At 62.7% G+C, this 23,734-nt stretch carries 20 protein-coding genes, 1 tRNA gene and 3 pseudogenes; 14 read left to right on the forward strand and 10 right to left on the reverse strand.

Annotation, left to right across the window (positions count from 1 at the left end; translation table 11 throughout):
• Nucleotides 1–38: 38 nt before the first annotated feature.
• Entirely contained in the window at nt 39–1,052 is a 1,014-nt protein-coding gene (gene hemH, locus CSV86_RS21190; protein ID WP_009405932.1) for a ferrochelatase, read from the reverse strand.
• Between the two features lie 12 nt (nt 1,053–1,064).
• Nucleotides 1,065–1,967 (reverse strand): TIGR01777 family oxidoreductase, encoded by a 903-nt coding sequence (locus CSV86_RS21195; RefSeq protein ID WP_037062077.1) that lies wholly within the window; start codon nt 1,965–1,967, stop codon nt 1,065–1,067.
• A 191-nt stretch (nt 1,968–2,158) separates the two neighbouring features.
• Here CSV86_RS21195 and CSV86_RS21200 point away from each other — a divergent pair, with 191 nt between their 5' ends.
• The 5 genes from CSV86_RS21200 (at nt 2,159) to CSV86_RS21220 (ending at nt 7,234) form a co-directional block, all read left to right on the forward strand.
• Nucleotides 2,159–3,145 carry an NAD(P)/FAD-dependent oxidoreductase gene (locus CSV86_RS21200; protein ID WP_009405936.1) on the forward strand — a complete coding sequence of 329 codons (987 nt, stop codon included), beginning with the start codon at nt 2,159–2,161 and terminating at the stop codon, nt 3,143–3,145.
• Nucleotides 3,146–3,256: 111 nt separating this feature from the next.
• The gene (locus CSV86_RS21205) at nt 3,257–4,213 is read left to right on the forward strand and encodes a YbgA family protein (protein WP_009405938.1); all 957 of its coding nucleotides are present in this window, start codon (nt 3,257–3,259) and stop codon (nt 4,211–4,213) included.
• Nucleotides 4,203–5,144, forward strand: a complete 942-nt coding sequence (locus CSV86_RS21210; RefSeq protein WP_009405940.1) for a MerR family transcriptional regulator — start codon at nt 4,203–4,205, stop codon at nt 5,142–5,144. The genes CSV86_RS21205 and CSV86_RS21210 overlap by 11 nt, the downstream gene beginning before the upstream one ends.
• Nucleotides 5,104–6,531, forward strand: a complete 1,428-nt coding sequence (phrB, locus tag CSV86_RS21215) for a deoxyribodipyrimidine photo-lyase (RefSeq protein WP_037062079.1) — start codon at nt 5,104–5,106, stop codon at nt 6,529–6,531. The genes CSV86_RS21210 and phrB overlap by 41 nt, the downstream gene beginning before the upstream one ends.
• A gap of 1 nt (nt 6,532) precedes the next feature.
• Complete coding sequence (locus CSV86_RS21220) at nt 6,533–7,234, forward strand: SDR family NAD(P)-dependent oxidoreductase (RefSeq protein WP_009405944.1); 702 nt, start codon at nt 6,533–6,535, stop codon at nt 7,232–7,234.
• A gap of 150 nt (nt 7,235–7,384) precedes the next feature.
• Here CSV86_RS21220 and CSV86_RS21225 read toward each other — a convergent pair whose 3' ends face one another.
• The 6 genes and pseudogenes from CSV86_RS21225 to hemA form a co-directional block, all read right to left on the reverse strand.
• Entirely contained in the window at nt 7,385–7,903 is a 519-nt protein-coding gene (locus CSV86_RS21225; RefSeq protein WP_009405945.1) for an acyloxyacyl hydrolase, read from the reverse strand.
• A 121-nt stretch (nt 7,904–8,024) separates the two neighbouring features.
• Entirely contained in the window at nt 8,025–8,822 is a 798-nt protein-coding gene (murI, locus tag CSV86_RS21230; RefSeq protein WP_009405947.1) for a glutamate racemase, read from the reverse strand.
• On the reverse strand, nt 8,815–9,570 hold the full coding sequence (locus CSV86_RS21235) for a molybdopterin-synthase adenylyltransferase MoeB (RefSeq protein ID WP_009405949.1): 756 nt from the start codon (nt 9,568–9,570) through the stop codon (nt 8,815–8,817). Before CSV86_RS21235 ends, murI begins: the two co-directional genes overlap by 8 nt.
• Nucleotides 9,564–10,394 carry a peptide chain release factor N(5)-glutamine methyltransferase gene (prmC, locus tag CSV86_RS21240; RefSeq protein WP_009405950.1) on the reverse strand — a complete coding sequence of 277 codons (831 nt, stop codon included), beginning with the start codon at nt 10,392–10,394 and terminating at the stop codon, nt 9,564–9,566. Before prmC ends, CSV86_RS21235 begins: the two co-directional genes overlap by 7 nt.
• A pseudogene (gene prfA / locus CSV86_RS21245) lies at nt 10,395–11,476 on the reverse strand (peptide chain release factor 1). It abuts the gene before it with no gap.
• Nucleotides 11,473–12,750 (reverse strand): glutamyl-tRNA reductase, encoded by a 1,278-nt coding sequence (gene hemA, locus CSV86_RS21250; protein ID WP_009405954.1) that lies wholly within the window; start codon nt 12,748–12,750, stop codon nt 11,473–11,475. The pseudogene prfA and the gene hemA overlap by 4 nt, the downstream one beginning before the upstream one ends.
• Before the next feature lie 177 nt (nt 12,751–12,927).
• On the opposite strand from hemA, the gene CSV86_RS21255 reads away from it, so the two are divergent.
• From CSV86_RS21255 to ychF, 8 genes and pseudogenes are all read left to right on the forward strand, one after another.
• A complete protein-coding gene (locus tag CSV86_RS21255; protein ID WP_037062080.1) occupies nt 12,928–14,661 on the forward strand; it encodes a tetratricopeptide repeat protein in 1,734 nt (577 codons plus the stop codon).
• A 4-nt stretch (nt 14,662–14,665) separates the two neighbouring features.
• Complete coding sequence (gene lolB, locus CSV86_RS21260; protein ID WP_009405958.1) at nt 14,666–15,283, forward strand: lipoprotein insertase outer membrane protein LolB; 618 nt, start codon at nt 14,666–14,668, stop codon at nt 15,281–15,283.
• A gap of 1 nt (nt 15,284) precedes the next feature.
• On the forward strand, nt 15,285–16,133 hold the full coding sequence (gene ispE, locus CSV86_RS21265; RefSeq protein WP_009405960.1) for a 4-(cytidine 5'-diphospho)-2-C-methyl-D-erythritol kinase: 849 nt from the start codon (nt 15,285–15,287) through the stop codon (nt 16,131–16,133).
• A gap of 34 nt (nt 16,134–16,167) precedes the next feature.
• Nucleotides 16,168–16,242: transfer RNA gene (locus tag CSV86_RS21270), tRNA-Gln, on the forward strand.
• 48 nt (nt 16,243–16,290) lie between these two features.
• A complete protein-coding gene (locus CSV86_RS21275; RefSeq protein ID WP_009405962.1) occupies nt 16,291–17,232 on the forward strand; it encodes a ribose-phosphate pyrophosphokinase in 942 nt (313 codons plus the stop codon).
• A 138-nt stretch (nt 17,233–17,370) separates the two neighbouring features.
• Nucleotides 17,371–17,964, forward strand: a complete 594-nt coding sequence (locus CSV86_RS21280; protein WP_009405964.1) for a 50S ribosomal protein L25/general stress protein Ctc — start codon at nt 17,371–17,373, stop codon at nt 17,962–17,964.
• A 76-nt stretch (nt 17,965–18,040) separates the two neighbouring features.
• A pseudogene (gene pth / locus CSV86_RS21285) lies at nt 18,041–18,624 on the forward strand (aminoacyl-tRNA hydrolase).
• 21 nt (nt 18,625–18,645) lie between these two features.
• Nucleotides 18,646–19,746, forward strand: a complete 1,101-nt coding sequence (ychF, locus tag CSV86_RS21290) for a redox-regulated ATPase YchF (protein ID WP_009405968.1) — start codon at nt 18,646–18,648, stop codon at nt 19,744–19,746.
• A 57-nt stretch (nt 19,747–19,803) separates the two neighbouring features.
• Here the strand turns inward: ychF and CSV86_RS21295 are convergent, their stop codons facing one another.
• Both CSV86_RS21295 and CSV86_RS21300 read right to left on the reverse strand, forming a co-directional pair.
• Nucleotides 19,804–20,436, reverse strand: a complete 633-nt coding sequence (locus tag CSV86_RS21295; RefSeq protein WP_009405970.1) for a glutathione S-transferase family protein — start codon at nt 20,434–20,436, stop codon at nt 19,804–19,806.
• 298 nt (nt 20,437–20,734) lie between these two features.
• Nucleotides 20,735–22,077, reverse strand: a pseudogene (locus CSV86_RS21300) (SPFH domain-containing protein).
• Nucleotides 22,078–22,326: 249 nt separating this feature from the next.
• Between CSV86_RS21300 and CSV86_RS21305 the strand changes: the two are divergent.
• Nucleotides 22,327–23,684, forward strand: a protein-coding gene (locus CSV86_RS21305; RefSeq protein WP_376699761.1) for an IS3 family transposase whose coding sequence is annotated in 2 segments (ribosomal slippage) — nt 22,327–22,800 and nt 22,803–23,684 — 1,356 coding nt in all. Because the reading frame shifts where the segments join, the coding sequence is not laid out codon by codon here.
• Nucleotides 23,685–23,734 lie beyond the last annotated feature (50 nt).

Consider the following 23,734-nt stretch of genomic DNA (forward strand, 5'->3'; position numbering starts at 1 on the left):
AGAAGGGGCTGCATATGCAGCCCCTTCTTCGTTTCAGGTCAGGCCCGCTCGCAGAGCGTGGTCAGGGCCTCGATCCATTGCGGATGGTCATTGAGGCACGGCACCAGGGTAAGCTCCTCGCCGCCCGCCTCGATGAACTGCTCGCGGCCGCGGTCACCGATCTCCTCCAGGGTCTCGATGCAATCGGCGACGAAGGCCGGGCACATCACCAGCAGCTTCCTGGTTCCGCCCTTGGCTAGCTCATCAAGGCGCGTTTCGGTGTAAGGCTCGATCCACTTGGCCCTGCCCAGGCGCGACTGGAACGATACCGACCATTTGCCGTCCGGCAGGCCCATCTGCCGGGCGAACGCCTCGGCGGTGCGCAAGCACTGGGCACGGTAACAGACGGCAAGGGTCTCGGCCGAGGCGTTGCGACAGCAGTCGGCATTCTGCAGGCAGTGATTGCCGGTAGGATCGACTTTTTTCAGATGCCGTTCCGGCAGGCCATGGAAACTCAGCAACAGGTGGTCGAACGCCTGTTGCAGGTACGGCCTGGCACTGGCGACCAGCGCATCGATGTACTCGGGCTGGTCATAGAACGGACGCAACTCGCGCATCTCCAGCGGCAGTTTCTGCTCGCGGATGGTGGCCCTGGCCTGCTCCACCACGGTCGTCACCGTGCTGTCGGCGAACTGCGGATAAAGCGGCGCCAGGGTCACCTTGCGCACGCCCTGGGCGGCAAGGCGATGCAGGACCGTCGGCAGCGCCGGCTCGCCGTAGCGCATGGCGATTTCAACCGGGCCATGACGCCAATGAGGACGCATCGCCTCCTGCAGGCGCCGGGTCAGCACCACCAACGGCGAACCCTCCGGCCACCAGATGGAGGCATAGGCGTGGGCCGACTGTTCCGGGCGCTTGATCAGGATCAGCGACACCAGCAGACGCCGAACCGGCCACGGCAGGTCGATGACATACGGGTCCATCAGGAACTGGTTGAGATAACGGCGCACATCGGCGACGGAAGTGGACGCCGGTGAACCCAGGTTGACCAGCAGCAGAGCATGATCGGTCATGCAACATCCTTTTCAGAGGCGCGCAGACAAGTCGTCCAGCGCCGATTGCACATCGTTGAAACGGAAGGTGAAACCCGCCGCCAGCGCCCGGACCGGCCGGGCCCGCTGGCCGCCGAGCAGCAGCGTGGACAACTCGCCCAGCCCGGCCTTGAGCACCAGCGCCGGCAACGGCATGAAGGCCGGACGATGCAGCGCCCGCCCCAGGCGCCGGGCGAACTCGCGATTGCGCACCGGCTCCGGAGCGCAGGCATTATAAGGACCGCTGGCGTCCTCGTGCTGCAAGAGAAAATCGATCAGGGCGATTTCGTCGTCCATATGGATCCATGGCATCCATTGCCGACCATCACCGATAGGCCCGCCCAGCCCGAGCTTGAACGGCAGGCGCAGGCGCGACAAAAAGCCGCCCTCGGCGGACAGCACCAGCCCGGTCCTGAGCAATGCCACGCGAATGCCCAGGGCCTCGGCACGCAGGGCGGTTTCTTCCCAGGCGATGCACAATTGGCTGGCGAAGTCTTCCTTCACCGGTCGCGACGCTTCGGTCAGCTCGCGTTCGCCACCGTCGCCATACCAGCCCACCGCCGAGCCCGACAGCAGCACCGACGGTCGCTGCTGTCGCCGCTCGAGCCAGGTGAGCAGGTGCTCGGTCAGGGTGATCCGGCTTCCCCACAGCTGTGCGCGCCGGGCCGCGGTCCAAGGGCGATCGGCAATCGGTGCACCGGCCAGGTTGACCACCGCATCCAGCGTCCCGTCGCCGTAGTCGGGTAATTGGCCAATGCCCCGAACTCCTGCGCCACAAAGCTTTCCAACCTCATCGGGGCGCCGGCTCCAGACGGTCAGGGTGTGCCCCTGATCCTGCCAATGACGACACAACCGCTGTCCAATAAGGCCTGTACCGCCGGTCAGCAATATATTCATGGCCGTGTCCTCTCTGTGGCGTGGGCTGGTCTATTTTTAAGAGCAAGGCACTTTTTTGACCGTTCACTCTGGGATAAACATAGGCCAACCTGTTGTAACGAGCCGGTTAATCTTATACACAATGCCAGGGTTGTACAGGTTTTATTGACAGCGAGGCTGTCCGTACACATCACGGGTTCGAAGAGGCCATCATGACTGTACCTATCGCCATCATCGGTGCCGGCATCGCCGGACTCTCCGCAGCGCAGGCATTGCAGAAGCAGGGGCTGGCCGTTCACCTGTTCGACAAGGGCCACGGCAGCGGCGGGCGCATGGCCAGCAAGCGCAGCGACGCCGGCGCGCTGGACCTCGGCGCGCAATACTTCACCGCGCGCGACCGGCGCTTCGTCGAGCAGGTCCAGCACTGGCAGGACAAGGGCTGGGTCGCCGAGTGGAAACCGCAGCTGTACAACTATCGCGACGGCCAGTTGACCCCGTCCCCCGACGAACAGACGCGCTGGGTCGGCGTGCCGCGCATGAGTGCGATCACCCGTGGCCTGCTCAAGGATGTCACGGTGAACTTCAGTTGCCGTATCAGCGAAGTGTTTCGCGGCAAGCACTACTGGCACCTGCAGGACACCGACGGCTGCAGCCATGGCCCGTTCAGCCGGGTCATCGTTGCCGTTCCCGCCCCCCAGGCCACGCCGTTGCTGGCAGCCACGCCGAAACTCGCCGCTGTCGTGGCAGGCGTGCAGATGGAGCCGACCTGGGCCATCGCCCTCGGCTTCGACACGCCGCTCGATACGCCGATGCAAGGCTGCTTCGTCCAGGGTTGCGCCCTCGACTGGCTGGCGCGCAACCGCAGCAAGCCGGGCCGCGACGAGCACCTCGACACCTGGGTCCTGCATGCCACTTCGAGCTGGAGCAAGCAGCACATCGACCTGCACAAGGAGGCCGTGATCGAGCAGTTGCTGGGCGACTTCGCCGAACTGGTCGGCTGCGCCGTGCCCGCCCCGAGCTTCACCCTGGCGCACCGCTGGCTGTACGCCCGTCCCGCCGGCAGCCATGAATGGGGCGTGCTGGCCGATGCCGACCAAGGCCTATATGCCTGCGGCGACTGGTGCCTGTCCGGTCGGGTCGAGGGGGCCTGGCTCAGCGGCCAGGAAGCGGCGCGTCGGCTGATTGAACACCTGGAATAAACCCTGCGGGCATTGCGACCTCTACAGGGATATTGACTTGTACAACCTTGGGCCTATGCTAGGCGTAAGTTGTACATATTTTTATCTTTGTACAAGAAAGGTTGTCGTCGCATGTCCCACATCAAGCCAAAAATAGCCCTCAGCGCCTGCCTTGCCGGGGCAGAAGTCCGCTTTAACGGTGGCCACAAGCAGTCCCGTTTGTGTACCGATGTGCTGGCCGAGCACTTCGAGCTGCTGCCCGTCTGTCCGGAAGTGGCCATTGGCCTTGGTACGCCACGCGCGGCGATCCATCTCAGCGGTGACCCGGAAAATCCCCGGGCCGTTGGCAGCCGTGATCCATCCCTGGACGTTTCCGACGCGCTGCGCGCCTACGCCGAGCAAACCGCAGCGGAACTGGACGACATCTGCGGCTACATCTTCATGCAGAAATCTCCGTCCTGCGGCCTGGAGCGCATCAAGGTCTACCAGGCCAACGGCTATCCGGCACGGCAGCTCTCCAGCGGCCTCTACGCCGCCCGCTTCCGCGAACTGCGCCCCGACCTGCCACTGGAAGAAGAAGGCCGCCTGCACGACCCGGTGCTGCGGGAAAACTTCATTACCCGGGTACTGGCCTATGCCGACTGGCAGCGTTTGCGCAGCGAGGGGCTGAGCAGGCATGCACTGATCGCCTTCCACTCGCGCTACAAGTACCAGTTGATGGCGCACAACCCCGAACAATACAAGGTACTCGGCAAGCTGCTCGGCAGCATGACGCGCCAGGACGATCCCGAGGAACTGGGCACGCGCTATTTCAGCCAGTTGATGAGCGCCCTGTCGCGCTGTGCCAGCCGTGGCACCCATGGCAACGTGCTGATGCACCTGAGCGGCTATCTGCGGGACTTCCTCGGGCCACAGGACAAACAGGAAATCCGCCGCCTGATCGATCAGTACATGGCCGGCGTGGTACCGCTGGTAGTGCCGATGACCCTGCTCAAGCATCATCTGCGACATCACCCCGATCCCTACCTGCTGGCCCAGGTCTACCTGCAACCGCATCCGGAAAACCTGAGCCTGCGCAATGCCATCTGATCAACTGCTGCCAATCCGCGAAATCGCCCGCCTCACCGGGGTCAACCCAGTCACCCTGCGCGCCTGGGAACGACGTTATGGCCTGGTGGTGCCACAGCGCACCAGCAAGGGCCATCGCTTGTATAGCAGCGACCAGGTACAGCGGATACAGGCCATCGTGTCCTGGCTCAACCGCGGTGTCGCGGTCAGCCAGGTCCTGCCGTTGCTGGACGCCGATCCGCCACCGGCAGGGCGCAATACGGGAGATGACTGGTCCGTGCTGTCGGCACACCTGAGCAACTGCATCGCCCACCTTGGCGAACGTCAGCTCGACCAGCAGTTCAACCAGGCCATGGCGCTGTATCCGGCGGCCACCCTGTGCGAACAACTGCTGCTGCCGTTGCTGGACCAACTGGAAGTGCGCTGGCAGGTTCACCCTTGTGCCCAGGTGGAACGGGCATTTTTCTACAGTTGGCTGCGCAGCAAGCTGGGCTTGCGGGTCTACCACAACAACCGCCAGCTCAACGGTGTGCCGGTGCTTCTGCTCAGCACCGGCAACCTGGCCATCGATCCGCACCTGTGGCTGTGCGCCTGGCTGGTCAGCGATGCTGGCTGCCCAGTGGAGGTCTTCGATCTCCCGCTGCATGGGCGCGACCTGGCCATGGCAGCAGAACGTCTCGGCGCCGGGGCATTGCTGCTCAGCGTCAATACCGTTGCGGACTGCGAGCAACTGCGTCGCGACCTGAACCCGCTCGAGGTGCCGAAACTCCTGTTCGGCGCTGCTGTCATCCTTCATAAGCAAGCATTGGGCGACGACCCAGGCTGGCATTTGCTCGATACGCCATTGGCGGCACAGCGTTGCCTGCACGGCCTGGGAGCGCTTGCTGCCCCTATCTCCACGGAAACCCTGAATGCAACTGATCTGGCTGCGCAACGACCTGCGAATCCATGACAACACCGCACTGTGCGCCGCCAGCGAACGCGGGCCGACCCTGGCCCTGTGGCTGGTCAGCCCCGGGCAATGGAAAGAACACGACGACGCGCCGTGCAAGGTGGATTTCTGGCTGCGCAACCTGCGCGAACTCCAGGAAGCACTGGCCCACTACAACATCCCGCTGTTGATCCGCCATGCCGAGCACTGGCGAGACGCGCCACAGGTGGTGCTGGAGGTCTGCCAGGCACACGGCGTGCAGGATGTGCACGTCAACGAGGAATACGGCATCAACGAAACGCGGCGTGACCGCCAGGTTGGCGAGCTGCTGCAGCGTCACGACATTCGCCTGCACAGCCACCTCGACCAGTTGCTGTTCAAGCCGGGCACGGTGCTGACCAGGAACGATGGTTACTTCAAGGTCTTCACCCAGTTCCGCAAGGCCTGTTACCAGCGCCTGCACCATGCTCTGCCCCCGTTGCAGCGGCTACCGCGCAAGCAGGACAGGCCAGCAGCAACCAATGATGCCATTCCCGAAGCCATCGAAGGCTTCGCGCTCCCCTGCGACACGCTGCGCGATCTATGGCCGGCAGGAGAACGCCACGCCCGCAAGCGTCTGGAGGATTTCGCCCAGGACGCCATGGCCGACTATCCCGAGCAGCGCGATATACCGTCGGTGGACGGCACCAGCCAGCTTTCGCCCTATCTCGCGGCCGGCGTGGTCTCGGTGCGCCAGTGCCTGCACGCGGCGCTGGCGCACAATCACGGCGAGTTCGAGAGCGGCAACCCCGGCGCGGTTACCTGGATCAACGAACTGCTCTGGCGCGAGTTCTACAAGCATGTGCTGACGGGGTATCCACGGGTTTCCCGTCACCGCGCCTTCCGTCCGGCCACCGAGGCAGTGCAATGGCGCGATGCCCCCGAAGATCTCAAGGCCTGGCAGGAAGGCCGCACCGGCGTGCCGATCGTCGACGCCGCCATGCGGCAACTGCTCGCCACGGGCTGGATGCATAACCGTCTGCGTATGGTCGTGGCGATGTTCCTGAGCAAGAACCTGCTGATCGACTGGCGCAAGGGTGAAGCATTCTTCATGCGCCACCTGATCGACGGCGACCTCGCCGCCAACAACGGTGGCTGGCAATGGAGCGCCTCGACCGGAACCGATTCAGTGCCATATTTTCGGGTATTCAATCCGGTGAGTCAGTCGGAACGCTTCGACAAAAAGGGGCGCTTCCTGCGACACTGGCTGCCGGAGCTGAAAGACCTCGACGACAAGGAAATCCACAGCCCCGGCGGCCTGTTTTCGGTAAGGGGTTATCCACAACCCATTGTCGATCTGGGCATGAGCCGCCGCAGGGCCATCGAGGCATTCAAACAACTCCCGAAAGAACAAGAAGTAGAGTACTAACGTGACAACCGAGCACAGCAAACGAATCTGGGTCACCGGCGCCAGCAACGGCCTCGGTCATGCATTGGCCTTGCACCTGCTTGCCCTCGGTCACCGTGTGGCAATCAGCGGGCGGACGCCCTTCGAGCCCCTGCCAGAGCACCTGATCCCCGGCTGCCTGGAGCTGCACGGCAACCTCGCCGAGGCCACCGACGCCGAAGCCATGAGCGTGCGCATCCAGCAAGAATGGGGTGCGCTGGACCTGCTGATCCTCAATGCGGGTACCTGCGATTACCTCGACGGAGCGTCCAGCGGTACGGCGATGTTCGAAGCGCTGATCACCAGCAACGTCAGCGCCAGCACCTATTGCCTGGGCAACGCCGTGCCGCTGCTGCTGGCCGGCAGGAAGCCGCATGTCGTGGGGATCCTCAGCAGCATCACCGCGCTTCAGCAGCATGAAGGCAGCCAAAGTCCCACGGCACATAACAGCCTGGGCCAGTGGTTCAGCGAAATGCGCAGTCGCCTGGCGCCACAGGAAATAGACCTGACCCTGGTTACGCCGCAAACCGTGAAGAAGCCGGTGATCTCGACGATCGCTCTGCCGCAGCGGTGGACGGCAGACACGGCGGCGTTGGCAATCATCGACCGGCTGCCGCAGCGAATGCCGGAGATGGTGCTGGAAGCCATGTCGGTAAGCAGCCTGTGGCCTTTGCGGCGAACCTGAGGGCCTCATCGCTGGCAAGCCAGCTCCCACAGGGTTTGCGGTGCACGCGATCCCTGTGGGAGCTGGCTTGCCAGCGATGAGGCCCGTAAAAACGACACAAAAAAAGAAACCCCGCCATATCCGGCGGGGTTTCTTTCAATCCATCAAACTTCAGAGCGCCATGCGGTAATGCAGGGCAAAGCTTTCGACACCGTCGTTGGGCTGGCTGATGCCGGCGTTGGAGTAATGGATTGCCCGGACACCGACCTCATGCCCTCCAGCAAAGCGCAGACCGAAGCCTATGCGGTCCTCGAACTGGAAGGAGCCGCCCAGGTTGTTGCTTTCCAGCTTGGTGTGGGCGAATGCCGCGACGCCGATCCCCGCCTCGATGTAAGGTTTGACCGAACCGCCAGCGAACTCGTAGACGAATACCGGCGCGAACGACAGGCTGTGGTTGCTCGAGGTTTCGTCACCGTCCCAGTAGGTGTAGCCAGCATCCCAGTAGCCGGTCAGGCGACCGACGCTGGTCTGCCACCAGCTGGCGCCCCAGTTGGATTCCAGGCCGAGACGATAGGTCATGGTCGAATCGCTGGTCTGGCCGACTGCGAAGGTGATGTCCGCAGCCTGCGCGGTGAATGCTTGCCCCAGGGTTGCAACTGCAAATGCAGCCGCGCAAATCAGTTTCTTCATGAGAAACGTCCTTTATAGAAATCCTGCTTGTTGGTTTTTTGTCCCATCAGACAACGTATCAGAAATCAGCGCTTACAAAGGAGTTCAGTGGATTTTCGACTTTTTGTGAAAATTTTGTCGATTACCGGCAGAAGCTTCGCACAAGGTCTGATTTTTTCCACAACAACGGCAGGATGTTTCTCAAATGGTGGGGATCCGCGCTGGTCCAGAACTCTGCCGGCCGGGCGGGACCGGTGGCGAGCAGCTCGCGCTCGGCCAGCAGGCGCTGCAACTGGCGGGCGACTGCGGCCCCGGTGTCGATGATCGCTACGCTGGGCGGAACCATCTGGCTGAGCAGTGGACGCAGGAAGGGATAGTGGGTGCAGCCGAGGATAATGGTGTCGCAACCGGCAGCCAGCAAAGGCTCGACGTAGCCTTGCAGCAACTGGCGCAGCGCCGGGCTGTTCAGGTCACCCGACTCGATGCGCTCCACCAGGCCGGGGCATGGCTGGGTCACCACCTGGACATCGGTAGCGAAGCGATCGAGCAATGCCGCGAACTTGGCACTTTGCAAGGTACCGGTAGTGGCCAGCACGCCGACCACGCCGCTGCGGGTCGCTGCGGCCGCCGGCTTGACCGCAGGCTCCATGCCGACCAGCGGCCAGTGCGGGAATTGCTCGCGAAGGTCGGCGGCGGCGGCCACCGTCGCGGTATTGCACGCCAACACCAGGGCCTTGACGCCCTGCTCCTGGAAGAAACCGGCAACAGTGCGACAACGCTGACGGATGAACTCAGGGGATTTTTCCCCGTAGGGAATGTTCCCGCAATCGGCGACATACAGCAGCGACTCGTTGGGCAGCAGCCGGGCTATCTCGGCCAGGACCGAGAGGCCGCCGACGCCGGAATCGAATACGCCGACCGGCGCCGAGGCATCAACCATGTTGGCTCCCGCACACCGTGCAACCCGGATCGCGCTTGACCCTCAGCTCGCGGAAACGCGTGCCCAGGGCATCCACCAGCAACAGGCGCCCCACCAGCGGCTCGCCGAATCCGGCGAGCAGTTTCAACGCTTCCAGCGCCTGCAGGCTGCCGACCAGCCCGACCAGCGGCCCGACGACGCCAGCTTCGCTGCACGTCAGTTCCGCGTCGCTGCCGTGGCCGTAAAGACAGTGATAGCAGGGACTATCCGCGCGCCGTGGGTCGAACACCGACAACTGTCCTTCCAGACGGATCGCAGCGCCGCTGACCAGTGGCTTGCCGGCCTTGACGCAGGCCGCGTTGACCGCTTCACGAGTGCCGAAGTTGTCGGAGCAATCCAGCACCAGGTCGATTGCATCCACCGCTGCGGCAAGGGAGTCTGCGTCCAGCGCGCGAGGATGGGCGACCAGCCGGATATCCGGATTCAGCGCGCGCAAGCGGGCCAACGCTGAGTCCACCTTGGGCTGGCCGACCGTGCTGCCGTCATGGATGATCTGCCGCTGCAGGTTGGTCAGGTCGACCGTATCGAAATCCGCCAGGTGCAAGGTCCCGACTCCCGCCGCTGCCAGGTACAAGGCGACCGGCGAACCGAGACCGCCGAGCCCGACGATCAGGGCGCTGGCATTCTTCAAGCGCAACTGGCCGTCGATATCGATCTGCGCCAGCAAGATCTGCCGGCTGTAGCGCAGCAGTTCCTCGTCGGTCAGCACGGCAGGCGCCCCAGGGTGATGCGCTCGTGCGCATTGAGGTCAAGACGGCTTTCGATCTGCTCGAAGCCGTGTCGAGCCAGCAACTCGCGTACCGCCGCAGCCTGGTCGTAACCGTGCTCCAGCAGCAGCCAGCCGCCTTCGACCAGGTGCGCAGGCGCTTCGGCGACGATCTGGCGCAGATCGTCCAGGCCATCGGCGCCGGCCACCAGCGCACTGCTCGGCTCGAAACGCACGTCTCCGGCAACCAGGTGCGGGTCTTCGGCAGCGATATAGGGCGGATTGCTGATGACCAGCTCGAAACGCTGTCCGTCCAGGGCACTGAACCAGTGGCTTTGCAGCACCCTGACGTTGTCCAGTTGCAGGCGCTCGCGGTTGCGCTCGGCCAGGGCCACGGCCTCGGCCACGCGATCCACGGCGGTGACCTGCCATTCACGACGCTCGCTGGCCAGGGCCAGGGCAATGGCGCCGGTGCCGGTGCCGAGGTCGAGGACGCGGGCCTTGGCGGCAGGCTGCAGGGCCATGGCGGTTTCTACCAGCAGCTCGGTTTCCGGACGCGGGATCAGGGTATGCGGGGCAACTTCCAGATCAAGATTCCAGAAGCCTTGCTGGCCGAGGATATAGGCCACCGGCTCACCGGCACGGCGCCGTTGCAGATACCCGGCGAAGGTCTGCGCCGCCTCGCTGGCGACGATACGCTCCGGCCAGGTGTGCAGGTAGCTGCGGGTCTTGCCGATGGCTGCGGCCAGGAGCAATTCGCTGTCGAGGCGCGGTGTCGGCGAGTCGGGAAGCTCCGCGCTGCGGAGCAGGCTGGCGATAATGGTCATTCAATCACCCAGTGCGGCCAGTTGATCGGCCTGGTATTCCGCCAGCAACGGTTCGATCACGGCATCAACGCCCCCGCCAGGACTTCGTCCAGCGAATACAGGGTGAGGTTGATGCGGTGGTCGGTGACCCGGCCCTGTGGATAGTTGTAGGTACGGATCCGTTCCGAGCGGTCGCCGGAGCCGACCAGCAGCTTGCGCTCGGACGCCATGGCATTCTGCGCGGCGCTGGTCTGCATGTCGTTGAGCTTGGCCGACAGCCAGGACATCGCCCGGGCACGGTTCTTGTGCTGGGAGCGCTCTTCCTGGCACTCGACCACGATACCGGTGGGCAAGTGGGTGATACGGATCGCCGAGTCGGTCTTGTTCACGTGCTGGCCACCGGCACCGGAGGCGCGATAGGTATCCACACGCAGATCGGCCGGGTTGATCTCGATGGCGACCTGCTCGTCGGGCTCGGGCAGCACGGCAACGGTACAGGCGGAGGTATGGATGCGGCCCTGCGACTCGGTCTCGGGAACCCGCTGCACGCGGTGCGCGCCGGACTCGAACTTGAGCTTGCCGTACACCGCCTCGCCTTCGACCCGGGCGATGATTTCCTTGTAGCCGCCGTGTTCGCCCTCGTTTTCCGAGAGGATTTCCAGGCGCCAGCCGCGCCGCTCGGCGTAGCGCGAATACATGCGGAACAGGTCGCCGGAGAAGATCGCCGCCTCGTCGCCGCCGGTGCCGGCGCGGATTTCCAGGAATACGTTGCGTCCGTCGTTCGGGTCTTTCGGCAGGAGCATGCGTTGCAACTGGTCTTCCAGCGCCTGCAACTGCTCCTTGGCTTCACGGACTTCCTCGATGGCCATCTCGCGCAGGTCGGGGTCGCTGTCCTTGAGCAGGGCCTGCGCGCCCTCGAGATCATCCTGCAGCTTGCGCCATTGCACATACCCGGCGGCCACCGGCTCGACTTCGGCATATTCCCGGGAATAGGCGCGGAAGCGGGTCTGGTCGGAAATGACCTCGGCATCGCCGAGCAGCGCGGTCAGTTCCTCGAAGCGGTCCTGGAGGATCTCCAGTTTTTTCAGCAGCGACGCTTTCATTGCGGGGTTTTATCCGTGGGGCCCTCGTTGAGGGCAAAGAGTTCCTGGGCCATGGCCAGCGCATCGACGCGGCCCTCGGCGGAGAGCTTTTTCAGTTGCACGCTGGGAGCGTGCAACAGCTTGTTGGTCAGGCCGCGGGCGAGCTGCACCAGCACGTCCTCGGCGCTGGCGCCGTTGGCCAGCAGGCGCTGGGCCTTTTGCAATTCCTCGTCGCGCAGCCGTTCGCTCTGCTGGCGATAGGCGCGCAATACATCCACCGCTGCCAGTTCGCGCAGGCGCGACATGAAGTCCTCGACGCCGGCGCAGACCAGCTCCTCGGCGGCCTGGGCAGCGCCCTGGCGGCTCTTGAGGTTTTCCGCGACGACATCGTGCAGGTCATCGACCGTATAGAGGTAGACGTCGTCCAGTTCCCCCACTTCCGGCTCGATATCCCGGGGCACGGCGATGTCGACCATGAAGATCGGCTTGTGCCGGCGCTGTTTCAGGGCGCTCTCCACCGCGCCTTTGCCGAGGATCGGCAACTGGCTGGCGGTGGAACTGATGACGATATCGCTGTTGACCAGTTCCTGTGGAATGTCCGCCAGCAGCACCGCACGGGCGCCGAACTGCTCGGCCAGGGTGCTGGCACGCTCCAGGGTCCGGTTGGCCACCACGATGCGCCGCACGCCCTGCTCATGCAGGTGGCGGGCGACCAGGGTGATGGTTTCGCCTGCGCCGATCAGCAGCGCCTGGCTGCGCCCCAGGTCACTGAAGATCTGTCGGGCCAGGCTCACCGCGGCGAAGGCTACCGATACCGGGTTCTCGCCGATCGCGGTGTCGGTGCGCACCTGCTTGGCCGCGTTGAAGGTGGCCTGGAACAGGCGCCCCAGCAGCGGGCCGATGGTACCGGCCTCGCGCGCCACGGCGTAGGCCGACTTCATCTGGCCGAGGATCTGCGGCTCGCCGAGCACCAGCGAGTCGAGCCCGGATGCGACCCGCATCATGTGCCGGACCGCGTCGTGGTCCTCATGGATGTAGGCGCTGGCCCGAAGCTCCTCGACGCTCAGCTGATGATAATCGGCCAGCCAGCGCAGGACGCTGTCGGCCGCCAGGTGGTCCTGCTCGATGTACAGTTCGCTGCGATTGCAGGTCGAAAGGATCGCGGCTTCGCGGCTGGCGGTCAGTCGACAGAGCTGCTGCAAGGCTTCGACCAGCTGCTCGGGGGTAAACGCCACGCGCTCGCGTACGTCTACCGAGGCAGTCTTATGGTTGATACCGAGGGCAAGAAAGGCCATTCAAGGTCGCTGGTTGTGACGTGAAGCCGATAATTGTCCTACTTCGCTGGATCGAGAACAACCACCGCTCGCGATTGTCTCTATAGACTGTATGCATAACGCCATCGCGAAGTGGGTTTGCCCAGGCGCTTGTGTCATGATGGCCCGACCGCAGGTTAGTCGCTCAAAATCCTCATTATGAATAGATCTTCCGCGTTGCTGCTCGCCCTCGCCCTGCTCCAGGGCTGCCAGGCCCTGCCGGGTTCCGGGGAGGCCTCGTCGCCTGCCGCCGAGCAAGCCGCCGCGCCGGCGGCCAGGCCAGAGCCGACGGTGTATGGCTCGTTCACCCAGGACACGCTCTACAGCCTGCTGGTCGCGGAACTGGCCGGGCAGCGCAATCGCTTCGACATCGCCCTGGACAACTATATGGTCCAGGCCGAGAAGACCCAGGACGCCGGCGTTTCCGAGCGCGCCTTCCGCATTGCCGAATACCTGGGCGCCGACCAGTCGACGCTGGAGGCTTCGCTGCTGTGGGCAAAGAACGACCCGGAAAACATCGATGCCCAGCGTGCCGCCGCCATCCAGCTTGCCCGCGCAGGGCGCTACGATGATTCCATGAGTTATATGGAGAAGGTCCTGCAGGGCCAGGGCGATACCCATTTCGACTTCCTTGCCCTGTCGGCTGCGGAAACCGACCAGGACACCCGCGACGGCCTGCTCAAGAGCTTCGATCGCCTGCTGCAGAAATACCCCGACAACAGCCAGCTGGTATTCGGCAAGGCCCTGCTTCTGCAACAGGACGGCAAATCCGAGGAGGCCCTGGCCCTGCTCGAAGCCCATCCGCCGCAGCAGGACAGCGAAATCGCCCCGGTCCTGCTGCGCGCACGCCTGCTGCAAAGCCTCGACCGCGGCGGTGAAGCCCTGCCGTTGCTGCGCAAGAGCATCGCGCGCAACCCCGACGACAAGCGCCTGCGCCTGACCTACGCCCGCATGCTGGTCGAGCAGGACCGCATCGACGATGCCAAGAACGAATTCGCCAGCCTGCTCCAGCAATACCCGGACGACGACGAACTGCGTTATTCCCTGGCCCTCGTCAGCCTCGAGGCCAAGGCCTACGACGAGGCGTCCGGCTACCTGCAGGACCTGATCGACCGTGACAGCCACGTCGATGCCGCGCACCTCAACCTCGGGCGCATCCGCGAAGAGCGCAACGACCTCGAAGGTGCCCTCAGCGAATACGCCCAGGTCGGCGCCGGCAACGATTACCTGCCGGCGCAACTGCGCCAGGCCGATATCCTTATCGCCAACGGCCGTACCGACGAAGCCATCCGCCGCCTCGACCAGGCCCGCGACAGCCAGCCCGACTACGCCATCCAGCTGTACCTGATCGAAGCCGAGACCCTGGGCAACAACGGCAAGGAAGACCAGGCCCGACGCGTCCTCGATAACGCCATCAAGCAGTATCCGGACGATCTCAACCTGCTCTATACCCGGGCCATGCTCGCCGAGAAGCGCGACGATCTGGCGCAGATGGAAAAAGACCTGCGCGCCATCATCACCCGCGAGCCGGAAAACGCCATGGCCCTCAACGCCCTTGGCTACACCCTCGCCGATCGCACCACGCGCTACGCCGAAGCCCGGCAATTGATCGAAAAAGCCCACCAACTGACCCCCGACGACCCGGCCGTGCTCGACAGCCTGGGCTGGGTCAATTACCGCCTGGGCAACCTGGACGAGGCCGAGCGCCTGCTGCGCCGTGCCCTGGAGCGCTTCCCCGACCACGAAGTCGCTGCCCACCTGGGCGAAGTGCTCTGGGCCAACGGCAAGCAACGCGAAGCCCGCCAGGTCTGGGCCAAGGCCTTCGAAGCCCAGCCCGACAGCACTATCCTGCGCAAGACCATCCTGCGCCTGACCGGATCCGAGACCCTTTAAGCCTATGTTTTTGCGCCACCTGCTCACCTTCAGCCTGATTGCCCTGCTCGCCGGTTGCGCCGGCTTCGGTTCCAAGGAAGCCGTCCAGGGCCAGGGCAGTCCACAACTGTGGAAAGAACATAAAGCCCGGTTGAGCACCCTCGACGGCTGGCAGATCAACGGCAAGGTCGGCATCCGCGCGCCGAAGGACTCCGGCAGCGGCACACTGTTCTGGCTGCAACGCCAGGACTATTACGATATCCGCCTGTCCGGCCCGCTGGGCCGCGGCGCCGCACGCCTGACCGGGCGCCCGGGCCAGGTGGTGCTGGAAGTCGCCAACCAGGGCCGCTTCGAGGCACCGACCCCGGAAACCCTGCTGGCCGAGCAACTCGGCTGGGAATTGCCGGTATCGCACCTGGTCTGGTGGGTCCGCGGCCTGCCTGCGCCGGACAGCAAGAGCCGGCTGACCCTCGACGGCGACAGCCGCCTGGCCAGCCTGGAGCAGGACGGCTGGCAGGTGGAATACACCCGCTACACCGAACAGAACGGCTACTGGCTGCCCGAGCGGATCAAGATGCACGGCCAGGACCTGGACGTGACCGTGGTCCTCAAGGAATGGCAACCGCGCCAGCTGGGGCACTGAAATGAGCGAACGCCTGACCTTGCCGGCCCCGGCCAAGCTCAACCTGATGCTGCATATCCTCGGGCGCCGCGCCGATGGCTATCACGAGCTGCAAACCCTCTTCCAGTTCCTCGACCATGGCGACGAACTGGACTTCGCCGTGCGCGAGGATGGCCAGATCCGCCTGCACACCGACATCGCCGGCGTTCCCCACGACAGCAACCTGATCGTCCGCGCCGCGCGCAAGCTGCAGCAAATGACCGGCACCACGCTGGGTGCCGACATCTGGCTGCACAAGGTGCTGCCCATGGGCGGCGGCATCGGCGGTGGCAGCTCGGATGCGGCGACCACCCTGCTCGCCCTCGATCATCTGTGGCAGACCGGCTGCGGTGAAGACCGGCTCGCCGAGCTCGGCCTGGGCCTGGGCGCCGACGTGCCGGTGTTCGTTCGCGGCCATGCGGCCTTTGCCGAAGGCGTGGGGGAAAAGCTCACGCCCGTCGATCCGCACGAGCCCTGGTACGTCGTGCTGGTTCCGCAAGTGTCTGTAAGTACGGCGGAAATTTTTTCGCATCCTTTGTTGACACGTAATTCAAAGCCCATTAAAGTGCGCCCCGTTCCCGAGGGAAACAGTCGAAATGACTGTCAAGCGGTAGTTGAGCAAAGTTACCCAGAAGTACGTAACGCCTTGAATTTGTTAAACAAATTCACTGAAGCAAGACTCACCGGCACTGGAAGTTGTGTGTTTGGGGCCTTCCCAGACAAAGCTGAAGCTGATAGAGTTTTGGCCCTTCTTGCAGAGACCCAAACAGGGTTCGTGGCAAAGGGAAGCAATGTTTCGATGTTGCATCGCAAGCTACGAAGTCTGCGCTAGGAATCGAGTACCAGGTACTCGCAGCAACAGATACAGGGGCGTCGCCAAGCGGTAAGGCAGCAGGTTTTGATCCTGCCATGCGTTGGTTCGAATCCAGCCGCCCCTGCCATTTTCCTTATACTCATCCAGGTATACCCTCAGCCTTCAGGTACTGCGCGTGTCCAAGATGATGGTCTTTACGGGGAACGCCAACCCCGATCTGGCTCGGCGTGTCGTACGTCAGCTGCATATCCCACTGGGTGATGTTTCTGTCGGCAAGTTCTCCGACGGCGAAATCAGCACTGAGATTAATGAAAACGTTCGCGGTAAGGACGTCTTCATCATTCAGCCGACTTGCGCGCCAACCAACGATAACCTGATGGAACTGGTAGTGATGGCCGACGCCTTCCGCCGCTCCTCAGCGTCCCGAATCACCGCTGTGATTCCTTACTTCGGATATGCCCGCCAGGACCGCCGTCCGCGTTCGGCGCGTGTTGCAATCAGCGCCAAAGTCGTCGCTGACATGCTCACCGTCGTAGGTATCGACCGTGTTCTCACCGTCGACCTGCACGCTGACCAGATCCAGGGGTTCTTCGATATTCCGGTAGATAACATCTACGGCTCCCCCGTCCTGGTGGATGACATCGAAGACCAGCGTTTCGAGAACCTGATGATCGTCTCCCCGGACATCGGTGGTGTCGTGCGTGCACGCGCCGTCGCCAAGTCCCTGGGCGTGGATCTCGGTATCATCGACAAACGCCGCGAGAAGGCCAACCACTCCGAGGTGATGCACATCATCGGTGACGTCGAAGGACGTACGTGCATTCTGGTCGACGACATGGTCGATACCGCCGGCACCCTGTGCCATGCGGCCAAGGCCCTGAAAGAACACGGCGCTGCCAAGGTTTACGCCTACTGCACGCACCCTGTACTCTCCGGTCGCGCGATCGAGAACATCGAGAATTCCGTGCTCGACGAGCTGGTGGTGACCAACACCATCCCGCTGTCCGCCGCTGCACAAGCCTGTGACCGTATCCGTCAACTGGATATCGCACCGGTCGTCGCCGAAGCGGTTCGCCGCATCAGCAACGAAGAATCGATCAGCGCGATGTTCCGCTAAGGCATCAGCCTCGCGAACATCCGTTGACGTAAAGCGCCCCGCCCCAACACCGGTTGTTGGGGCGGGGCTTTTTTGCCCTTTCCGCTTTGGCGCTGGTCGCAAGCCCCATTCGGAACAGGCTAATTTTGGAGATACAAAATGACCGATTTCATCCTGAACGCCCAAGCGCGTACTGACCTGGGGAAAGGTGCGAGCCGCCGCCTGCGTCATGCCGCCAGCATCCCTGCCGTTGTCTACGGTGGTAACAAGGACGCCGAGTCCGTAACCATCCTGGCCAAGGAAATCGCCAAGCTGTTCGAAAACGAAGCTGCCTTCAGCCACGTTATCGAACTGAACGTCGATGGCAAAAAGCAGAACGTCATTGTCAAGGCAATGCAGCGTCACCCAGCCAAGCAGTACATCATGCACGCTGACTTCGTTCGCGTCGTTGCTGGCCAGAAACTGACTGCCGTTGTTCCGGTTCACTTCATCAACGAAGAAGCTCCGGTCAAGAAAGGCGGCGAGATCTCCCACACCCTGAACGAGATCGAAGTTTCCTGCGAAGCCAAGGACCTGCCTGAGTTCATCGAGGTTGACCTGGCCAACGCTGAAATCGGCACCATCGTTCACCTGTCGGACCTGAAAGCTCCGAAAGGCGTAGAGTTCGTCGCTCTGGCCCACGGTGATGACAAGGCCGTTGCCAACGTTCACGCTCCGCGCGTTGCTCCTGAAGCAGAAGGCGCTGCCGAGTAATCCACTCGGTTCGCCGGTGTTGCCCGGATTGCGGCGCTGATGCCGCAATCCCCAACTCCAAGGAAGAGCCCCTGACGTGACCGCCATCCAGTTGATCGTCGGCCTGGGAAACCCGGGCCCCGAATACGAACAGACCCGGCATAACGCAGGGGCTCTTTTCGTTGAACGCATCGCCAGCGCCCAGCGCGTCAACCTGACCGCTGACCGCAAGTATTTCGGCCTGACGGCAAAATTCAGCCATCAGGGCCACGACGTTCGCCTGCTGATCCCCACCACCTACATGAACCGCAGCGGCCAGTCCGTTGCCGCTCTGGCCAACTTCTTCCGTATCGAGCCAGATGCCATCCTGGTGGCCCACGACGAACTCGACCTGCCCCCGGCGTCGCCAAACTCAAGAAGGGTGGCGGCCACGGCGGGCACAACGGCCTGCGCGACATCATCGCGCAGCTCGGCAACAAGAACGACTTTCACCGTCTGCGGCTTGGCATCGGCCACCCGGGTGATGCCAAGCTGGTGTCCAACTTCGTCCTGGGCAAGGCGCCCCGCGCCGAACAGGACAAGCTCGACGCCAGTATCGATTTTGCCCTCGGCGTGCTGCCGGACATCCTCGCCGGCGAATGGGCGCGTGCGATGAGAGAGCTGCACAGCCAGAAGGCCTGACTTCACGAAGAGGGATTCACCATGGGATTCAATTGCGGCATCGTCGGCCTGCCCAACGTCGGCAAGTCCACCCTGTTCAACGCCTTGACCAAATCCGGCATCGCGGCGGAGAACTTCCCCTTCTGCACCATCGAGCCGAACAGCGGCATCGTGCCGATGCCGGACGCCCGCCTGGACGCCCTGGCGGCCATCGTCAAGCCGCAGCGCATCCTGCCGACCACCATGGAATTCGTCGACATCGCCGGCCTGGTGGCGGGCGCGTCCAAGGGCGAAGGCCTGGGCAACAAGTTCCTCGCCAACATCCGCGAGACCGACGCCATCGCCCACGTGGTGCGCTGCTTCGAAGACGAGAACGTGATCCACGTTTCCAACAGCGTCGACCCCAAGCGCGACATCGAGATCATCGACCTGGAACTGATCTTCGCCGACCTCGACAGCTGCGAGAAGCAACTGCAGAAGGTCGCGCGCAACGCCAAGGGCGGCGACAAGGAAGCCCTGGCGCAGAAAGCCATCCTCGAAAAACTCATCCCGCACTTCACCGAAGGCAAGCCGGCGCGCAGCCTGATGAAGAACATGGCTGACGACGAGAAGGCGGTGATCCGCGGCTTCCACCTGCTGACCAGCAAGCCGGTGATGTACATCGCCAACGTGGCCGAAGACGGCTTCGACAACAACCCGCACCTGGACGTGGTGCGTGCCATCGCCGAAGAAGAAGGCGCGGTGGTGGTGCCGGTGTGCAACAAGATCGAAGCTGAAATCGCCGAGCTGGACGAAGGCGAAGAGAAGGACATGTTCCTCGAGGCCCTGGGCCTGGAAGAGCCTGGCCTGAACCGCGTGATCCGTGCCGGCTACGCCCTGCTCAACCTGCAGACCTACTTCACTGCCGGCGTGCAGGAAGTCCGCGCCTGGACCGTGCGCGTCGGCGCCACCGCGCCACAGGCTGCCGGCGTGATCCACACCGACTTCGAAAAAGGCTTCATCCGCGCCGAAGTGGTCGCCTACGACGACTTCATCCAGTACAAGGGTGAAGGCGGTGCCAAGGAAGCCGGTAAATGGCGCCTGGAAGGCAAGGACTACATCGTCAAGGACGGTGACGTGATGCACTTCCGCTTCAACGTCTGATTCCTGCGCTGAAATGAAAAGCCCCTGTGAGCCTCGGCTCCAGGGGGCTTTTCGTTTTCAGGCCTGCGCCGACCGGCCCGGCATCAGCTCATAGGGTGACTTCCAGCCCGGCAGGTCGCGGATCCTGTCTTTCCACGCCTCGATATGACGGTATACGGCGAGGTCCATGCCCGTGTCTTCCGGCATGAAGACATAGCCCGCCAGGGACAGGTCGGCAATGGTCAGGCGCTCGCCGAGCATGAAGGAACGCTTGGCCAGGTGTGCATCGACGATCTCGTAGGCCGCCTTTGCGCGTTCGCGAAGGAAGGTGGTGACCGGCGTCTCGCCGCTGTGCTTCAGCCCGTAGATAAAGCGCAGGGTGGCGTAGTAGGAGGTGAACTTGTGGTTGTCGAAGAGCATCCAGCGCCAGATCTCGCGGCGCTCCTCTTCGCTTTGCGGCCCGAAACGACCGCTGTACCCGGCCAGGTAGTCGAGGATCAAGGCCGACTGGGTCAGCGTCTGCCCGGCATGTTCCAGCACCGGCACTTCGCCCTGCTCGTTGACCTCGTCGCGCCAGCCAGCCTGGCGTGTCTGTCCGTGGAAGAAATCGACGAACACCGGCTCCCAGTCCAGGCCACTCAGTTCGAGCATCAACGCAGCCTTGTAGGCGTTCCCGGACTCGGCAAAACAATGCAACTTGAACTCTGACATGACGCTCCCTTTCCCCTTGGAAAACGACGCGTTCCAGGTAGGAGCTGGCTTGCCTGCGATGGACCGCAAAGCGGTCCCAAATCCATCCAGCACGAGCATGCGCCATACAACAACGCTGGATTCAGCGCCTGTCTGATCGCGATCAACCAGACGACCCGGCGTAGCCGGTTTTGGGACCGCTGCCGCGGTCCATCGCAGGCAAGCCAGCTCCTACAGTGACCGCGTAGCCGTTGGTTGCTTGCAAGCCTTCGGAGCAAAGCATGTCTTGGCGGGAAGGGTCAATTGCCAGCGCCAGCAGTTACTCCGTTCGCAGATCCACCGCCAGATCCCGCGCCGCCTTGGTCGCCAGCACGCTCATCAGCTTGCCCATCTCGTCCTGCCGTCCGGTTCCGCCGTCACCGGCGCCCATCATGACAGACGGCACCGGTGCACGAGCTGCCGCCTCGGCCCACGCCTGGTTGATCCGCACCAACGCATCGAGCTTCGCCTGCAACGCACCGTCGGCCTTGATCGACGCCGCCCGGGCATAGGCTTCGGCATCAGCGGTTATCTTGGTCGCTTCACCTGTAACCCGGCCTTGTCCCGCAACAGTTCGGCGGTCTTCTTCTCGATCTCGGCGCGGCGCTGCTCACGTTCGGCATTGATCAGGGTGAGCTGTTTTTCGGTCTCGGCCTGGGTGGTGCGCTCGATCTGCTGGCGCAGGCTTTCCTGGCGCTTGGCTTCGACATCCTTGGCACCGCGGGCGGAGACCAGTTGCTTCTCCTCCTCTTCCTTGAGCCGGTTCTGCCGGGCCACGGCCAGCTCGGCAAGAGCCTGCTGCACACGGACCATACGCTCCTGATACTGCGGATTTGGGTCGATGTGAGTGACCCGGGCGTCCACCACATCCACGCCGAACAGGCGGAACTGCTGTTGCTTGCGGATTTCCACGCCGTGCTCGTCGCGCAGCTTCTCGATGACGAAGCGCGTGGAGATGCTGTCGCCGTATTGCCCCTGATCGGTGCCGGCCTGGAGGATCGCCGTCTGCGCCGGCGAGTGGTCACGCTGGACCCGCACTTCCTTGCGTTTGGTCAGGTACAGGCCATCACGCAACTGGTTCTCGAACTCGGCGCCAAACTGGTTGCGGTCGCCGGCGTAGTAATCGTCGGCACTCATCAGCGAGGCGGTGGCCTGCAGGGTTTCCTTGACCGCGGGGAGCAAGGCGCGCTGCAGGAAGTTCTCCGGCGTGCGGTACTCATGGGCGATGGTCAGGAAGGCTTCGCCGCTCGGCATGCGGAACTGGGTGCTGAACTCGGCCTTGGCATCGACGTTGCCAAGGAACACGATCGGCAAGGTGCCGACCGTCACCGTCGGATTGCCGCTGGCATGGGTATCGCCCTGCAACGCCGACTGGACGCCAATGGTGCGCTTCCACACCGTTGTGCGCCCGAACCACTGGGTGGCATAACCCACATCCTCGACCACCTTCTCCTCGCCGAAGATCGTGCGCACGTGGGCCATCTGGCCGGCTTCGTTGTAGAAGAACACCTGGTTGAACAACGCGGCGCAGGCACCGATGGCAATCAGAGGAATAGCGGCCAGGGCGATGGTCTTGCGGCTGACGCGGGGTAGATCGACGTTTGGCAGTGAAAGATTGGACATGGACGTCTCCTTGAATGAGGGACGTGCATGCTCGTTGGGGGGCATTTCCCCAGCAATGAGGGGATTCTGCTTGAGCCGTGGGAAACATCTGGCTTAAGCAGGCGGTAAATGGCCGAACGCGTACCCTGTGGGAGCTGGCTTGCCAGCGATAGCTGTAGTGAATTCACTATCGCCATCGCTGGCAAGCCAGCTCCCACAGAGTGGACTGCCCCCAAGAAGTTGGAGACTAATCCAACCCTTGGGGGAGTTATGAGTAAGTACACCGAGCAGTTCAAGCTCACAGCCATCACTGCCTACCTGGAGGGCACCGATGGTTTCCGAAAGGTAGCCCGGCATTTCGGTATCGATTTCAGCCTGCTGAGGCGCTGGGTGGCGAGCTATAAAGCCCGTTCCACTATCAGTCCCATACCTCACGGTCAGCGCTACGACATCAATTTCAAGCGCAGGGTTGTGCAGTACATGCGCGAGCATCGGCTTTCCCTGCGTAAAACGGCAGCTCACTTCGGCTTGGGACAGTCCTCCCGGGTAGGCATTTGGGAGCACCAGTACTACAGTGGCAACCTTGCCACCTCTACTGCCACTCAACGAAAAAAGCCTGCCGACGTGTCCAAGAAGATCAAGCCACTCAAACCCACTGACACTGACGACGCGCTGAAGCCGCGAGATCAGCTCATGGCAGAACTCGAGTATCTGCGCATGGAGAACGCTGTCCTAAAGGAGCTGAAGGCTTTGAGAGAGCAGAAGGAGCGAAGGCCAGAGAAAAAACGCTGATCGTCTCAAGACTCCGAACCCGATTCCCGCTGTCAGCGTTGTTGGCCCTGGTCGAGTTGTCGAACAGTACCTTCTACTACCAGCTCAAAAGCCTTCAAAAGCCGGATAAACATGCCGATCTGAAAGAGCTGGTGAGTCAGGTCTATCACAAGGAAAAAGGGCTCTATGGGTATCGGCGCGTGACGCTTGCGATCAAGAATCAAGGCATCCTGGTGAACAAGAAGGTTGTGGAGCGGCTGATGGCCGACCAAGGTTTGCGGGCGGTTGTGCGGCCTAAAAAGTATCGGTCCTATCGAGGAGAGATAGGCAGGATTGCCGAGAATCTGCTGGAGCGAAACTTCATCGCCCAGCGGCCCAATCAGAAGTGGGTGACTGACGTAACCGAGTTTAAAGTGGCTCAGCAAAAGCTCTATCTCTCACCAGTGATGGACTTGTACAACAGTGAGATCGTGGCCTACGAGATCGCTCGCCGCCCAGGCTATGAGCTGGTGGGGAATATGCTGGAAAAAGCTCTGAGTAGCTTGGGAAAGGAGCCGAAGCTGGTCATCCACTCTGATCAGGGATGGCATTATCAGCAGCGCCAATACCGCGAAAAGCTTGAGCAGCGTGGCGTAAAGCAGAGCATGTCGCGCAAAGGGAATTGCCTGGATAACGCCGCTATGGAAAGCTTCTTCGGCACACTCAAGTCTGAGTTTTTCTATTTGAAGCGGTTTGAGAGCATCGAAGAGCTGACCACCGGTCTGGACGAGTACATCCGCTACTACAACCATGACCGCATCAAGCTGAGGTTAAACGGCTTAAGCCCTGTCGATTACAGGGCCCAAGCTGCTAGCTAAAACTGTCCAACTTTTCGGGGGCAGTCCAGAGTCCGTGTCCGGCCGTCAAC

This window comes from Pseudomonas bharatica CSV86, from assembly GCF_000319305.2.
In the GTDB taxonomy this organism is placed as follows: Bacteria; Pseudomonadota; Gammaproteobacteria; order Pseudomonadales; family Pseudomonadaceae; genus Aquipseudomonas; species Aquipseudomonas bharatica.

Coding starts and splice junctions, on each gene's coding strand:
- hemH (WP_009405932.1), bottom strand. CDS start 1,052: ATGACCGATCATGCTCTGCTGCTGGTCAACCTGGGTTCACCGGCGTCC.
- CSV86_RS21195 (WP_037062077.1), bottom strand. CDS start 1,967: ATGAATATATTGCTGACCGGCGGTACAGGCCTTATTGGACAGCGGTTG.
- CSV86_RS21200 (WP_009405936.1), top strand. CDS start 2,159: ATGACTGTACCTATCGCCATCATCGGTGCCGGCATCGCCGGACTCTCC.
- CSV86_RS21205 (WP_009405938.1), top strand. CDS start 3,257: ATGTCCCACATCAAGCCAAAAATAGCCCTCAGCGCCTGCCTTGCCGGG.
- CSV86_RS21210 (WP_009405940.1), top strand. CDS start 4,203: ATGCCATCTGATCAACTGCTGCCAATCCGCGAAATCGCCCGCCTCACC.
- phrB (WP_037062079.1), top strand. CDS start 5,104: ATGCAACTGATCTGGCTGCGCAACGACCTGCGAATCCATGACAACACC.
- CSV86_RS21225 (WP_009405945.1), bottom strand. CDS start 7,903: ATGAAGAAACTGATTTGCGCGGCTGCATTTGCAGTTGCAACCCTGGGG.
- murI (WP_009405947.1), bottom strand. CDS start 8,822: ATGGTTGATGCCTCGGCGCCGGTCGGCGTATTCGATTCCGGCGTCGGC.
- prmC (WP_009405950.1), bottom strand. CDS start 10,394: ATGACCATTATCGCCAGCCTGCTCCGCAGCGCGGAGCTTCCCGACTCG.
- hemA (WP_009405954.1), bottom strand. CDS start 12,750: ATGGCCTTTCTTGCCCTCGGTATCAACCATAAGACTGCCTCGGTAGAC.
- CSV86_RS21255 (WP_037062080.1), top strand. CDS start 12,928: ATGAATAGATCTTCCGCGTTGCTGCTCGCCCTCGCCCTGCTCCAGGGC.
- lolB (WP_009405958.1), top strand. CDS start 14,666: ATGTTTTTGCGCCACCTGCTCACCTTCAGCCTGATTGCCCTGCTCGCC.
- ispE (WP_009405960.1), top strand. CDS start 15,285: ATGAGCGAACGCCTGACCTTGCCGGCCCCGGCCAAGCTCAACCTGATG.
- CSV86_RS21280 (WP_009405964.1), top strand. CDS start 17,371: ATGACCGATTTCATCCTGAACGCCCAAGCGCGTACTGACCTGGGGAAA.
- ychF (WP_009405968.1), top strand. CDS start 18,646: ATGGGATTCAATTGCGGCATCGTCGGCCTGCCCAACGTCGGCAAGTCC.
- CSV86_RS21295 (WP_009405970.1), bottom strand. CDS start 20,436: ATGTCAGAGTTCAAGTTGCATTGTTTTGCCGAGTCCGGGAACGCCTAC.